The sequence below is a fragment of the Yoonia sp. genome (assembly GCF_017854415.1).
Taxonomy (GTDB): domain Bacteria; phylum Pseudomonadota; class Alphaproteobacteria; order Rhodobacterales; family Rhodobacteraceae; genus Yoonia.
On record NZ_JAFMHR010000017.1, the window covers coordinates 1 to 14151 of the forward strand.

The following is a 14151-nucleotide window of genomic DNA, read 5'->3' on the forward strand; positions in this document are numbered from 1 at the left end:
AACAGATGACCCGTCAAACCGGCATGGACTGAGCCTCATACACAGAGTTTCGGATCCGACGCTTTGCCGGCACAGACACACCCATTCATGGCCAAAACAAAACTTTCACTTGTAATTTCGTGCGACTACCCCCACATGAGGGTTGCAGCCGATACAAAACTCGACCCACTGTTCTCCTACTAGGCCACAGTCTTCGATATTGAACTGACGCCGCCAGGCTGTCGCACTCTCGCGGACAGCACGGAATCTAAAGGATGAACACGATGGCTAATGGCACCGTGAAATGGTTTAACACAACAAAAGGCTTCGGCTTTATTGCCCCCGATGGCGGCGCGAAGGACATCTTCGTTCACATCTCCGCAGTTGAGCGCTCAGGCCTCACAGGTCTGCAAGACGACCAAAAAGTGACTTTCGACGTAGAAGCTGGCCGTGACGGTCGCGAATCTGCTGTGAATCTCGCACTCGCATAAGCGATTGAATACAGTGGCGTGCATATCTTGCACGCCACAACTATGAAAAAACCTCCACATTTTATCCGATCAGAGCCCAATCTTGAATTTTATCAAGAATTGTGCTAAGAATCGCGCGCGACGTTGACCTATCGACCACTGTTACCTTTTCCGGCTCAGTCTTCCGATCACGTTCTACCGAGCCACTCCGCTGCATTTCCGCGAGCGGACACAACTAAGGAAAAATGACATGGCCTCAGGCACAGTCAAATGGTTTAACTCTACCAAAGGTTTCGGCTTTATTGCCCCCGATGGTGGATCCAAGGACGTATTCGTCCACATCTCAGCAGTTGAGCGTTCCGGCCTTACAGGCCTCAAGGACGACCAAAAGGTCACTTTCGATATCGAAGCTGGTCGTGATGGCCGCGAAAGCGCCGTCAACTTGGTTCTTGCTGACTAAGACGCTTAACGCGTTATCTGAATTTGAGACGGGCACCTTTCAACGGTGCCCGTTTTTGTTTTGCGTGTACGCTAATCGCCCAAGTCATCGCACATTCGCGATCAGTTTCAACACCGCAGGCCCCATCGCCGCAACGATCACGCTCACGCCTTCTGTATTGGGATGAATGCCATCGGGTTGCAAAAACTCCGACATACCTTCTTGCATGCCAGATGCAGCGCGCAACCCGGATGCAAAATCGGGATAAAGCGGCACGTCGTATTTCACCGCCAGATCGCGGTACATCCCTTCAAATTCTTGCTTGTAATCAAGACCGTAGTTCGATCCTACGGACAAACCAACCAATAACATATCAACCCCCGCATCTTGGCCAGCGGCCAGAATGCCATCAAGGTTCGCCTTGCTCACTGCCGGATCAAGCCCCCGCAAGAAATCATTCCCCCCCAGCGCCACGATCATTGCGTCGACATCCGGTGTTAGAGTCCACGCAGCGCGGCTAAGACCGCCTGCTGTTGTGTCACCAGAAACGCCTGCATTCATCACAACAACATCGGCACCTTGGGCCTGCAACCAACCTTGCAGTTGCGGCACGAACCCGTCGCCCTGCGCCAATCCGTATCCGGCTGTCAGGCTATCGCCCAGCGCTGCGATGGTCACAGATTCGGCATGTGCCAACCCTGTTGTCATCAAAAGGGCCGCTGCCAGCTTGCTGCCACGCGAAACGGCCCCATATGCAAAGGAACCGATCTGATCCGAGGCATCTTTCATGACCGACCCCGTTCTATCCATAACCAACGCCCAGCTGTCGCTAGATGGCAACGCAGGACGCGTCGATATTTTGCATGACATTTCGCTAGATGTCGCGCCGGGCGAAACGCTGGGTCTGGTCGGGCCAAGTGGGTCTGGCAAATCGTCGCTCCTTATGTTGATGGGCGGGCTGGAACAGGCCACCGCTGGCACGATCACGGCATTGGGCCACGATTTGACGGCGATGAACGAAGACCAGCTTGCACTCTTTCGTAGGGATAATATGGGGGTGGTGTTCCAATCTTTCCACCTTATCCCGACAATGACTGCGCTTGAAAATGTCGCGACCCCGCTCGAGCTGGCTGGCGCACCTGATGCGTTTGCCCGTGCAGAGGCAGAATTGCGCGCTGTTGGTCTGGCCGACCGCATAGATCACTATCCCAGCCAGATGTCGGGCGGTGAACAGCAACGTGTGGCCCTTGCCCGCGCCTCTGCCCCGCGTCCACGTCTTTTGTTGGCGGATGAACCCACAGGCAATCTGGATGAAACCAATGGGCAGGCCATTATCGATATGCTGTTTGAGTTGCGCAACCGTCATGGTGCCACGTTGATCATGGTCACACATTCAGGCGAACTGGCCGCCTGCTGTGACCGCATTGTGCGCCTGCGCGATGGCCGCATCGAAGGCCAAATGGCCAAGGCAGCTGAATGAGCCTTCGGATTGCATCACGCTTCGCCGCCCGTGAACTGCGGGGCGGCTTGCGCGGCTTTCGCGTGTTCTTGGCTTGTCTGGCACTTGGCGTCGCAGCAATTGCAGCCGTCGGCGCCGTGCGCGCAGGGATAGAAGCCGGTCTAGCGCGTGATGGCGCGGCCATGCTTGGCGGCGACGCAGAAGTCGAATTCACCTACCGCTTTGCCCGCGCCGATGAATTGGCATGGCTGACCACTATTTCCGAGAACGTGTCCGAAACGGTCGATTTCCGCTCTATGGTCGTGGTTGACCGCAACGGCGAGGCGGAGCGCGGTCTTACGCAAATCCGTGCCGTCGATGATCTTTACCCTCTGATTGGACAGGTCCAGCTTGATCCTGTGATGCCTTTGCCGGACGCATTGGCTGACAAAGGTGGTGTGATGGAACGGGTGCTGGCCGACAGGTTAGGCCTTGTGGCAGGTGACAGCTTTCGACTTGGCGAACAGGAATTCACCTTACGCGCTATTCTTGATCGCTACCCTGACAATGCCGCCGGTGGTTTCGGCCTAGGGCCCCGCACAGTCGTGTTGACTGACGACTTGGCGGACTCGGGTTTGTTGATGGAAGGCACTCTATTTTCAACACAATACAGGCTTGATCTGCCCGACGGGACGGATCTTGCGGCGCTTGAAACCTTTGCAGAAACAGAGTTCAGCGATAGTGGTTTGCGCTGGCGCGATAGCCGCCGTGGCGCGGGTGGTGTTGCCCAATTCGTCGATCGTATTGGTGCCTTCTTGATCCTTGTGGGCCTGTCGGGTTTGGCCGTTGGTGGTGTGGGCGTCTCCGCCGCTGTCAGAGCATACCTTGCAGGCAAAACCGGTGTGATCGCGACATTGAAAACCCTTGGGGCCACACGCGCAATTATCTTTCAAACATACTTTATCCAAGTCGGCGTTCTAACGATCATCGGCGTTCTGCTTGGGGTGATCATCGGCGCGGGCCTTCCCGTCCTTTTCGCCCCGCTGATCGAAGCTAGCCTGCCTATTCCCGCGGTCTTTACCATTTACCCTGCCCCACTGATCGAGGCGGCTGTTTACGGCGTGCTGGCCGCATTGGTCTTTACCTTATGGCCGCTTGCCAAGACCGAAGACATTCGTGCAGCAACCTTGTTCCGCGACGCATTTTCGTCAAGCGCTACGCTGCCACCGATGAAATACCTGCTCGCTATTGGTGTGCTGCTTGCCGCATTGATCGGGGCCGCAATCTGGTTTTCCGGTACGGTATTCCTCACGCTATGGACCGCGGGCGGGATCGCGGGTGCGTTGGCGATTTTGGTAATCGCCGCAGTGATCATTCGCTGGATCGCACGGCGTTTGCGCAAAACGGCGCGCGGCCGCCCTGCCCTGCGATTGGCCTTGGGCGCAATCGGCGCGCGCGGAGGCGAGGCAACATCAGTCGTTCTCTCGCTTGGCCTTGGGCTGACAGTCTTAGCCGCAGTGGGACAAATTGATGGCAACCTGCGCAACTCGTTTTCAAACGACCTGCCAGCGGTCGCGCCAAGCTATTTCTTTGTTGATATTCAGCCAGACCAAATCGACGGTTTCCGCGAACGCCTCGACAACGATGATGCAGTCAGTCGCGTTGACACGGCGCCTATGCTGCGCGGGATCATCACCCTGATAAACGGCCTGCCCGCTGACGACGTCGCAGGCGGGCATTGGGTAGTTCAAGGCGATCGCGGGATCACCTACGCCGACGCACAACCGACGGGGACCGAAGTAACCGCAGGACAATGGTGGCCCGCAAACTATGCAGGGCCACCGCAAATCAGCTTTGCAGCCGAAGAAGCCGCAGAGATGGGATTGTCCCTCGGTGATATGATGACCGTCAATGTGCTGGGCCGCGACATCACCGCAGAAGTCACCAGCTTTCGCGATGTGAGTTGGGAAGACGCCGGGATCGGCTTTGTGCTCGCCATGAACCAAGGGGCCTTGGCTGGTGCACCACACAGTTGGATTTCAACTGTCTATGCTGAAGAAGAGGCAGAGGCTGCGATTTTGCGGGATTTAGCGACCGCATACCCCAACATCACCGCAATCCGCATCCGCGACGCGATTGATCAGGTCATCGAACTGGTCGGCGGTATCTCTGCTGCGACGCGGTATGGTGCGTTGATCACGCTGGTCACTGGCTTTCTGGTCCTGATCGGAGCGGCTGCTGCGGGCGAACGTGCGCGGACATTTGAGTCGGCGGTTTTGAAAACCCTTGGCGCGCCACGCCGTCAAATCATCGCAAGCTTTGCATTACGTGCCGCTATCTTGGGGCTGGCCGCGGGAACGGTCGCACTTGGCGCTGGCATCTTGGGCGGCTGGGCTGTTTCGACCTTTATCATGGACACGCCCTATGTCCTGATCTGGGGCAATGCGTTGCTGATAATTGGTGGCGGGATCGCTGCATCCACGCTTGCGGGGCTTGCCTTTGCATGGCGACCGCTGTCAGCGAAACCCGCGCAGGTTCTGCGTGCCCGCGAGTAATCAGCGGCGATGATGTAGCAGACTAAACAGGCGCGCTTGGCGGGCGAATGGTTCAGATGGGGCACCATCCGATGGCTGCGCCATGACCTTGCGAGCAAGCATGAGCGCCAGAACTGCAAAGACAGCGCCGCCCAGAAACTGACCGACCAACACACCGGGCGCGCCAAACCAAGCAGCCCCGACCAACACAAAGGGGACGGTCCCAAATGTATTTCGCCCCCAGTTTATAATCGTCGAATAGAACGGGTGACCAAGGTTGTTGAATGCCGCGTTCGACACGAAAATAACGCCGTTGAAAAAGAACATCAGCGACAGTGGGCCCGCGAATAGAAAGACCAGCGTTAGCGCTGTGCCCTCTAGCTGGAACAACATTTGAATGGCTGGACGTGCGAGGAAAAACAGCGTTGAAACCACGACAACGACTATTGCGGTAAACAGCAATCCGTCGCGGAAGGCCCCACGCACACGGTCGTTCAACCCGGCACCCGCATTCTGGCCAATGATCGGCCCTATCGCACCCGACAGCGCAAAAATAACCGCAAAGCCAACAGGCGACATGCGCGCAATGATCGCCATGCCTGCAACGGCGTCTTCACCGAAATCAGACATCGCGCGGGTGACATATGCTTGGCCAATTGGTGTCGCGAGTTGGGTTAGGATCGCAGGAATGGCGATAGCAAAGATCGGGCGAATATCGATTGTGAGACTGCCAAATGTGGGTTTGTCAAAGCCGTCGTAATATTTAATCAGCGGGATCAACGCAGTAACCGCGATCACAATGCGCGCGCAGACACTGGCGATTGCCGCACCCGTCAGTTCAAGATCAAGGCCAAAGATCAAGATCGGATCAAGCACCGCATTAACCAATCCACCCCAAATCGTCGCCATCATTGCGCGCCGTGCATCGCCGTGCGCGCGCAAAATCGCGCCACCAATCATGCCGACAATCAAGAACGGCAACGATGGCACGATGATCGACAAGTAGTGCACAGCAAGGTCCAACGTGGCCCCTGTCGCACCCAGAAGGCCCGCCAGAAACGCGAGGTTCATCCAGACGATGGCGGCAAAAATAGCGCCAAAGATGACACCGTAGATCAGCGAGTTTGTAGCACGCCTGCGGGCCTCTTCTGCTTCGCCGGCACCCAAAGCGCGGGCCACGACGGCACCTGCCGCAATCGCCATGCCGATCCCGAAGGACGTGGTGAAAAACAAGACCGCGCCAGCATATCCCACGGCAGCTGCCAATTCTGCTTTGCCCAGCATCGAGATGAAAATCATGTCGACAAAATCGACCAGAAATACCGCCATCAACCCCACGGAGGCTGTCAGTGACATCACCGAGATATGGCGAAACAAGCTGCCTTGCGTAAAGACAGCTCGCGTGTCGCTATGTGCTTTTGGTTTTGCTTCGCTCATCGAAATTGCGCCCACGCGTGTCAATGCTGCGCACAACAGCAGGACAAACCAGTGAACTCAAGCACTTTCGCGGTTTCTAGCAACACTTCGGCGATGTGAACATGTTACTACAGCGTCGGACGAACCTGCAGCAGTGGCATCACATCTGCCATTTCAGGTCCACGCTCGCGGCCAGTTACCGCTTTGCGCAGCGGCATGAACAGCCCCTTGCCTTTACGGCCAGTTGCCTCTTTCACTGTGGATGTCCAAGCACCCCAGGTGTCAGCATCAAAGGGCAGTTGCGGCAATAAATCAAAGGCCTGCGCAATGAATTCGCGATCTTCATCTGCAACCAGTGGCGTAGCGCCGTCGCGGAACAAGGCCCACCAGTCAGACACTTGATCAAGGTTGGTGATGTTTTCACGCACGACCTGCCAGAATGGTTCTGCTAACTCTGCGGGCACACCCGCCGACGTCAAGACATCGGCCACGTCACCCGCGCTCAGAGTGGCCAGATGACGGGCGGTCAGTGGTACGAGGTCTTCTGCATCGAATTTCGTTGGCGCAGAGCCAAATTTCGAGAGATCAAACGCCGCAACAACTTCGTCAAGATTTGCACGTAGCTCAATCGGCTCGGAAGACCCCAAGCGCGCCATGAGAGACAAGATCGCTTCTGGTGCGATACCGCGTTTGCGCAGGTCACGCAGCGCCAGCGTGCCAAGCCGTTTCGACAGTGCTTCGCCTTGTGGTCCGGTCAGCAATGAATGATGCGCGAAACGCGGGACATTTCCGCCCAGCGCTTCGATGATCTGAATTTGGGTTGCCGTGTTCGTCACGTGGTCTGAACCGCGCACAATGTCAGTGATGCCCATTTCGGTATCATCAACAACAGACGCCAAAGTATACAAAATTTGACCGTCATTCTTGAACAAAACCGGATCACTAACCGACGCTGAATCGATTGAAATATCACCGATAATCCCGTCAGTCCATTCTGTGCGCAATTGATCCAGTTTGAACCGCCAATGCGATCCACGTTCTGCGCGCAGTTTGTCTTTTTCTGCGTCCGAAAGTGCAAGTGCTGCACGGTCATAGACCGGAGGTTTGCCCATGTTCAGTTGCTTTTTGCGCTTGAGGTCAAGTTCGGTCGGGGTTTCAAAACATTCGTAAAGCCGGCCCATATCGATCAGCTTTTGCTTGGCGACCAAATAGTTTTCCATCCGCGCTGACTGATGTTCGGTTTGATCCCATGTAAAGCCAAGCCACTTTAGATCTTCCTTAAGACCTTCGACATATTCGTCCTTTGACCGCACACTGTCGGTATCGTCGATCCGCAGGATGAATTTACCGCCGTTCTGGCGCGCAATCGCGTAGTTAAACAGCGCGGCACGCAAGTTGCCGATGTGTATCCAACCTGTGGGCGAAGGGGCGAATCTGGTCGTGGTCATGAGTATGTCTCCTGTTGCGAGGTATTGACCATGCCGCGCAGCGGATGTCCAGTTTCTGGGGCGATGCCCCTCACCCCGAAGTTTTCGGGGAAAAAGAAGATCATACTTCAGGTTGCCTGAACCGGCCACTTGCCTTTCAGGTCCTTTAGTCCCGCGCGCACGAGGTCTGCCAGCACATCCACGTCAACATCTTCGAGCTTGTTGAGATAAAGGCATGACTTGCCGGTTTTGTGCTTGCCCAGCCGCGCAAGAATACCGCTAAAATCCGCATAGCCCGGCATGATATAGATCGACATATTCGATTTGCGCGGACTAAAGCCGGTTGCCAGAAAATCACCGCTGCGCCCACTGTCATATGTATAATGATAACTGCCGTAACCGATGATGGAAGGACCCCACATTTGCGGCACCCAACCGGTCACTTGGCGAAACATCTTGTCTAGAGCTAATGCATCGGCCTGCCGTGTCGGATGCGCGATAGCATTTATGAAATCGCTTACGGATTGCGTCGTTGCTTGGGTTTTATTCTCTGCCATGTCGCATCCTAGCACGATCTTCTTTTGTGCCAAAGACTTTGCCCGCTGTCACACGCCTGTTTCCGTGCCCAGCTCTGGCGACTAGTCTCGTTATCGAGGCATTGCCTTTTTCCCAAACACACGGAAATGAGGTGAATGATATTGGACACCTGGTTTTGATGGCTTGCAGATCGCACAGTTAGATCACCGCGGTAGCGTGAGAACTAACCCCAAGAAAACCAAATAGCTGCCACCGGTTTTTCGATAGCGCAGGCTTGCTTTGATCCGTGTTTCAGCCTTTACGCGGAAACATTTTCTTAGCTGTTGTCACGCCACTGGTTCACGATCGGATACCGGCGGTCGAGCCAGAACGCGCGCGATGATAGACGTGGGCCGGGGGCAGACTGAAAGCGTTTATACTCGCTGATGTACAGCAGATGTTCCACACGTTTGACCGTTGCGCGATCATAGCCCGCAGCCACGCAGTCCGCCACCGAGGCGTCTTGATCCACCAGCATCATCAGTATCCCGTCAAGGATATCATAAGGCGGCAGGCTGTCTTCGTCTTTTTGATCAGGGCGCAGTTCGGCCGATGGCGGCTTGTCGATAATCGCCACAGGGATTACTTCTCCTGCGGGGCCTTGCATCCAAGCGCGGTGGTTCGCGTTGCGCCAGCGGCAAGCCTCAAACACGCGGGTTTTGTACATGTCTTTGATCGGGTTATATCCGCCGGCCATATCGCCATAGATGGTCGCATAGCCCACGGCGACTTCGGATTTGTTGCCCGTCGTCAAAAGCATTTCGCCGAACTTGTTGGATTGGGCCATCAACAGCAAACCGCGGATACGTGACTGGATGTTCTCTTCGGTCAGACCTTCGTCTAGCCCCGCAAACAAAGGTGCCAACGCTTCGGTGACAGCCGCGCGCGGCCCCGCGATACTAACAGTATCGTATTTGCAGCCCAATGCCTGCGCCGCCGCCGCCGCATCATCAAGCGAGCCTTGCGATGTGTATTCGGACGGCAACATCACGCAGCGCACGTTTTGCGCACCCAACGCGTCTGTTGCTATCGCAGCTACAATCGCACTGTCGATGCCACCTGAAAGGCCTAACAGCACCTTCGCAAATCCTGTTTTGCGCATATAGTCGCGCAGCGCTTCGACCATAACTCTGTAGTCTTGCTCAATGCTGTCGGGGAAAATCGCCTTTTCGCCATCCGCTGCATGCCAACCTGCGTCCGTCAGTGTGAAATCGACATGCACGACAGAGCTTTCCAAGAACGGCAGTTGCACAGCCAGCTTTCCGCCCCGGTTCAGCACGAATGATCCGCCGTCAAACATTTGATCGTCTTGCCCGCCGACCATGTTCAGGTAAACTAACGGCACATCATTTTCGATCACCCGAGACACCATATTGTTCATGCGGATCGGAAATTTGTCGCGAAAGTAGGGTGACCCGTTCGGGATCACTAAAATCTCTGTGCCGCTTTCGACCATCGCTTCGCAAACATCCGGATACCATGCGTCTTCGCAAATCGGATTGCCGATGCGCGCCCCATTGTTGAGGGCATAAGGCCCGGCGATATCGGCGCTTTTAAACAAGCGGACTTCGTCAAAGACATTGAAGTTCGGAAGGAAGTGCTTGCGCGCGCAGGCAACGATTTCGCCGCCGCGCAGCGTGAAATAGGCATTATAAAGCCGCTCGTCTTCGACGAAAGGACCCCCAATAGAAAGCGCTGGTCCATCGGCGCAGTCGCGGGCCAATGCATGCAAGTGCTCTAACGCGTCGGCCACAAATGCTGGTTTCGCGATCAAATCCTGAGTTTGGTAGCCGACCAAGAACATCTCTGGCAATGCAACCAAATCAGCACCATTTGCTTTGCCTTCGGCCCAAGCCTCGCGCGCCTGATTTGCATTGCCTGCAATGTCGCCGACGGTCGGGTTCAGCTGTGCCATCGTAAGACGAAATGTTTTTGTCATAGTTTTGTCCCAATGCCTTGCGATGCATGTAGCAGAATAGTGCGCGGGGGAAAGCCGATTGCATACGAATGCTGTTAGACATTGTCAGCCGCGCTTTGCTTTCCTAAGCTGCCCACGAGAAAAATATATCGGAGAAGTCGATGACGATGTTTGGATTATCAAAAACTGTTGTAGCTGCAGTGCTCGCAACCGGGCTGGCAACAAGTGGATATGCACAAACTGTCGAGACAAAACAATATGATGACGGCGGAGTCTACGAGGGGACGTTCCTTGATGGCAAGCAACATGGCACCGGAACATACCGCCTTCCCAACGGCTACGAATACACCGGAGAATGGATCGAAGGAGAGATTCGCGGCCAAGGTGTTGCGACATTTCCCAATGGTTCTGTCTATGAAGGCACCTTTTTAGCGGGCAAGCCGGAAGGTCAGGGGCGAATCACATTTGCCGATGGCGGAACGTTTGAAGGCGACTGGTTAGACGGAAATATCACAGGCCAAGGTATCGCGGTTTACGCAAACGGCGTGACCTACGAGGGTGAGTTCCGCAACGCGATGCACAACGGCACCGGCACAATGACAAGCCCGGGCGGCTATATCTACGAAGGATCGTGGATCAATGGCGCAAAAGAGGGCGACGGCAAAATAACATACCCTGACGGCGCAATTTACGAGGGAAACCTCAAATCAGGCACGCGTGACGGCGTGGGAACGCTGACAATGGCGGATGGCTTGATCTACAGCGGCGACTGGGTTGATGGCGAAATTCAGGGTGCAGGCACGCTGACCCAACCCAATGGTGACGTCTACGTCGGCACACTTGTGGATGGCCGCCGCGAAGGCGAAGGCGCAGCGACTTATGCCAATGGTGATACATATAGCGGCACCTTCTTGGCCGATCTGCGCCATGGCACCGGAACATTCACCGGAACTGACGGGTATCTTTATTCGGGCGAATGGCTTGATGGTCAGATCGCTGGCGAGGGCGAGGTCACCTATCCTGATGGCTCCGTCTATGTTGGCACATTCACGAATAACGTCGCCAATGGGTCAGGCAAGATCACATACCCCAACGGTGCGACATATGATGGCACTTGGCAGAATGGCGTGATCAATGGCGCTGGCATTGCAACATACGAGAACGGTTTGGTCTACGAAGGCGCTTTCTTGAACGCCCAATATCATGGCCAAGGCAAGATGACTTACGCAGATGGCTACGTTTACGAAGGCGAGTGGGCCGAAGGACAGCGCAACGGCCAAGGCCGCGCGACTTATGCAGATGGCACGGTCTATGTTGGGTCCTTTCTGAACGGACAGCGCAACGGCGAAGGCGAAATCACACTTCCCGATGGCTTTACCTATGTGGGGGGCTGGCAGGACGGCGTGATTGATGGCACCGGCGTGGCGACATATGCGAACGGCGATGTCTATGAAGGCAGCTTTGTGCGCGGCCGCCGCGAAGGCGAAGGCACAATGAGCTATGCCACAGGTCAAGAAAGCGTCGGCACATGGTCAGACGGTGCATTGGTGTCAGAAACGAGCCAAGACAACTAAACACTGCTTTGCGAGAAGAATTCAAAGGGGGCTTGGCACAACTGCCAAGCCCCTTTTTTGTTGCTAGACTGCCGCGCCTTGATCCAGCTTTGCGAGCCATTGATCAGCTTCGCGCAAAATAGTCTCGCGTTTGGTTTCTTCCATCCGGTCCCACACGCGGTACATATTCCCCATGCGCGGATTACTTTTGAACCGCGCGCGATGTCGATCCAAAAAATGCCAGTAAAGCAGGTTAAACGGGCACGCATTTTCGCCTGTCTTATCTTGGACGCGGTAAGCACATGACCCGCAATAGTTCGACATCTTATGAATGTAGTTGCCTGACGAGATATAAGGTTTTGAGGCGATGATCCCGTCGTCGGCAAACTGGCTCATCCCGATGACATTCGGGGCCTCGACCCATTCATAGGCGTCAGCATAAACCGCCAAATACCATTCATGCACATGCGCCGGATCAATTCCTGCTAACAACGCGAAATTGCCAGTCACCATTAACCTTTGAATATGATGCGCATAGGCGTGTTCCTTAGTCTGCGCCACGGACTGCGTCATGCAGTTCATTTTTGAAGGCGCCCCCCAATAGACATCCGGCAATGCGCGATCGTGCCCCAAGCCGTTGCGGGCAGTATAATCCGGCCCCTCGCGGAAATAGATCCCACGGACGTACTCGCGCCAGCCGATGATCTGTCTAATGAACCCTTCGACAGCGTTTAACGGCGCATTGCCAGCATGGTAAGCGGCCTCGACCTGCTGACAAACCGCAAGCGGATCTAGCAGTCCGGCATTCAGGTAAAAGCTGATCAGCGAATGATAAAGAAACGGCTGGTCATTCAGCATCGCATCTTGGAAATCACCGAATTTTGGTAGGCCTCCGTCGATCCAATGAGCAAGCTGTTCTTGCGCTTGGGCACTGGTTGTGGCGAACCAAAAGGGACGCAGGTCACCAAAATTACCCGAGAACCGCTCAGAGACCAAAACAAGTACGTCTTCATCAGGGGCAAAGCGCAGCGGACCTTCAAAATCGACCTGGTCAGGCGCAGGCTTGCGGTTGTCATGATCGTAATTCCACTTGCCGCCCTCCGGCTTGTCGCCATCCATCAGCAGACCCGTCTTGCGGCGCATATCGCGGTAAAAATACTCCATCCGTAGCTGCTTGCGACCGTCTGCCCAATCTTCGAACTCTTTGTGGGACGCGATAAAACGGGTGTCAGAAAGGCAGTGCGATTTCAGCGGCATCTCGGCTAGGGCGTCGATCAAACGCCATTCGCCGGGTTCTGTATAAACAACGCCTGCTGCACCCTTTTCAGCCGCGCGCCGGATCAATTCGCCGGTGATCGTGCCTGTGTTTTCAGGATCATCCAACCGTGTATAGGCTACGGACCAGCCCTGCGCCCGCAGGTCTGTGGCGAAATAGCGCATCGCCATGAAAGTGAATGCGATCTTTTTGGGGTGATGGGGAACATAGCTGGCCTCCCCCATGACTTCGGCCATGACCACGACATCACTCCCTTTGTCGGCTTTTCGTAGCGCCGACAAATCCAGAGAAAGTTGGTCCCCAAGTACAAGAACCAACCTCACCAGACGATCTCCTGTCCGGCAAAATCATAAAAGCCACCAGTTTGTTCCAACTTAAAAGCTGCGATGACACCCAACAAATTACGCGCAGCCTCTGCGGCAGGGACTGTTTTGTGGCGGCCTGCGTAGTCTTTGGTAAATGACGTCTCGACCGTTCCGGGATGAAGGGCCACACAAATCGATTGCTTGTGCGATCTGCCCAGTTCAATCGCTGCCCCATGAACAATCTGGTTCAATGCAGCTTTGGATGCGCGGTAGGAATACCAACCGCCGATTTGATTGTCCCCGATTGATCCGACCCGCGCAGACAAGGTCGCGATCACACAGCGTCTGTCTTTGGGCAAGAGGCGGGCAGCGTGACGCAAAATCAAAGCAGGGCCAATTGCGTTCACAGCAAAGACCTGCGCCATCGCGTTTGCATCAATCGCCGACAGGTTCTTTTCGGGCGCTCCGGAGGCAGGTGACAGAATACCAACTGCCGTTACAATCAAATCAAATGGTCCGGTCAATCCGGCCAATGCGGCATCCACACGGGCCGGGTCAGTCACATCAAACCCGTCGGCCGCGCGCGATAGGCCAGTGACATCCCAGCCGTCGCCCGCCAATTGCGCGGCGATTGCCGCCCCAATGCCGCCGCTTGATCCAATTATCAGTGCCTTCATCATAAACCTCTTTGCTTCGCAGAATACTTAGCGCCTCCTTAGTCAGTGGCCACCACGTCACCCATCATCTTGCCAAATAAACTCGCGCGCGCAGCGCATTCGACCCTTTCCAACGGCGCACAGCTTTGTATAGTTGCGACATG

At 55.4% G+C, this 14151-nt stretch carries 12 protein-coding genes; 5 read left to right on the forward strand and 7 right to left on the reverse strand.

All coding sequences use genetic code 11. The annotated features are described in order from the left end of the window. Positions 1–263: 263 nt before the first annotated feature. Positions 264–470, forward strand: coding sequence for a cold-shock protein (locus QZ197_RS03515; RefSeq protein WP_296430111.1), 207 nt, complete (start codon positions 264–266; stop codon positions 468–470). A gap of 229 nt (positions 471–699) precedes the next feature. Continuing rightward, positions 700–909 (forward strand): cold-shock protein, encoded by a 210-nt coding sequence (locus tag QZ197_RS03520; RefSeq protein ID WP_296430113.1) that lies wholly within the window; start codon positions 700–702, stop codon positions 907–909. Positions 910–993: 84 nt separating this feature from the next. Here QZ197_RS03520 and QZ197_RS03525 read toward each other — a convergent pair whose 3' ends face one another. After that, entirely contained in the window at positions 994–1677 is a 684-nt protein-coding gene (locus QZ197_RS03525; RefSeq protein ID WP_296430115.1) for an arylesterase, read from the reverse strand. Between QZ197_RS03525 and QZ197_RS03530 the strand changes: the two genes are divergently transcribed. Together QZ197_RS03530 and QZ197_RS03535 are read left to right on the forward strand one after the other, a co-directional pair. After that, the gene (locus QZ197_RS03530; protein WP_296430117.1) at positions 1676–2368 is read left to right on the forward strand and encodes an ABC transporter ATP-binding protein; all 693 of its coding nucleotides are present in this window, start codon (positions 1676–1678) and stop codon (positions 2366–2368) included. The genes QZ197_RS03525 and QZ197_RS03530 overlap by 2 nt on opposite strands. Next, the gene (locus QZ197_RS03535; RefSeq protein WP_296430119.1) at positions 2365–4881 is read left to right on the forward strand and encodes an FtsX-like permease family protein; all 2517 of its coding nucleotides are present in this window, start codon (positions 2365–2367) and stop codon (positions 4879–4881) included. Before QZ197_RS03530 ends, QZ197_RS03535 begins: the two co-directional genes overlap by 4 nt. Here QZ197_RS03535 and QZ197_RS03540 read toward each other — a convergent pair whose 3' ends face one another. From QZ197_RS03540 to QZ197_RS03555, 4 genes are all read right to left on the reverse strand, one after another. Next, positions 4882–6297: an MATE family efflux transporter gene (locus QZ197_RS03540; RefSeq protein WP_296430121.1), complete on the reverse strand. Its 1416-nt coding sequence runs from the start codon at positions 6295–6297 to the stop codon at positions 4882–4884. Positions 6298–6404: 107 nt separating this feature from the next. Beyond that, a complete protein-coding gene (gltX, locus tag QZ197_RS03545; protein WP_296430124.1) occupies positions 6405–7724 on the reverse strand; it encodes a glutamate--tRNA ligase in 1320 nt (439 codons plus the stop codon). Between the two features lie 107 nt (positions 7725–7831). After that, on the reverse strand, positions 7832–8260 hold the full coding sequence (locus QZ197_RS03550) for a DUF1801 domain-containing protein (RefSeq protein WP_296430126.1): 429 nt from the start codon (positions 8258–8260) through the stop codon (positions 7832–7834). A gap of 296 nt (positions 8261–8556) precedes the next feature. Then, entirely contained in the window at positions 8557–10218 is a 1662-nt protein-coding gene (locus QZ197_RS03555; RefSeq protein ID WP_296430128.1) for an NAD+ synthase, read from the reverse strand. Positions 10219–10358: 140 nt separating this feature from the next. On the opposite strand from QZ197_RS03555, the gene QZ197_RS03560 reads away from it, so the two are divergent. Then, positions 10359–11771 (forward strand): 2-isopropylmalate synthase, encoded by a 1413-nt coding sequence (locus QZ197_RS03560; protein ID WP_296430130.1) that lies wholly within the window; start codon positions 10359–10361, stop codon positions 11769–11771. 63 nt (positions 11772–11834) lie between these two features. Here the strand turns inward: QZ197_RS03560 and QZ197_RS03565 are convergent, their stop codons facing one another. Continuing rightward, positions 11835–13352 carry a cryptochrome/photolyase family protein gene (locus QZ197_RS03565; protein WP_296430175.1) on the reverse strand — a complete coding sequence of 506 codons (1518 nt, stop codon included), beginning with the start codon at positions 13350–13352 and terminating at the stop codon, positions 11835–11837. Continuing rightward, entirely contained in the window at positions 13346–14011 is a 666-nt protein-coding gene (locus QZ197_RS03570) for an SDR family NAD(P)-dependent oxidoreductase (protein WP_296430132.1), read from the reverse strand. The genes QZ197_RS03565 and QZ197_RS03570 overlap by 7 nt, the downstream gene beginning before the upstream one ends. Positions 14012–14151: the final 140 nt, after the last annotated feature.

Bases quoted from the DNA above. Each gene is read 5' to 3' on its own strand.
- QZ197_RS03515 (WP_296430111.1), top strand. From the start codon at position 264: ATGGCTAATGGCACCGTGAAATGGTTTAACACAACAAAAGGCTTCGGC.
- QZ197_RS03520 (WP_296430113.1), top strand. From the start codon at position 700: ATGGCCTCAGGCACAGTCAAATGGTTTAACTCTACCAAAGGTTTCGGC.
- QZ197_RS03530 (WP_296430117.1), top strand. From the start codon at position 1,676: ATGACCGACCCCGTTCTATCCATAACCAACGCCCAGCTGTCGCTAGAT.
- QZ197_RS03525 (WP_296430115.1), bottom strand. From the start codon at position 1,677: ATGAAAGATGCCTCGGATCAGATCGGTTCCTTTGCATATGGGGCCGTT.
- QZ197_RS03535 (WP_296430119.1), top strand. From the start codon at position 2,365: ATGAGCCTTCGGATTGCATCACGCTTCGCCGCCCGTGAACTGCGGGGC.
- QZ197_RS03540 (WP_296430121.1), bottom strand. From the start codon at position 6,297: ATGAGCGAAGCAAAACCAAAAGCACATAGCGACACGCGAGCTGTCTTT.
- gltX (WP_296430124.1), bottom strand. From the start codon at position 7,724: ATGACCACGACCAGATTCGCCCCTTCGCCCACAGGTTGGATACACATC.
- QZ197_RS03550 (WP_296430126.1), bottom strand. From the start codon at position 8,260: ATGGCAGAGAATAAAACCCAAGCAACGACGCAATCCGTAAGCGATTTC.
- QZ197_RS03555 (WP_296430128.1), bottom strand. From the start codon at position 10,218: ATGACAAAAACATTTCGTCTTACGATGGCACAGCTGAACCCGACCGTC.
- QZ197_RS03560 (WP_296430130.1), top strand. From the start codon at position 10,359: ATGACGATGTTTGGATTATCAAAAACTGTTGTAGCTGCAGTGCTCGCA.
- QZ197_RS03570 (WP_296430132.1), bottom strand. From the start codon at position 14,011: ATGATGAAGGCACTGATAATTGGATCAAGCGGCGGCATTGGGGCGGCA.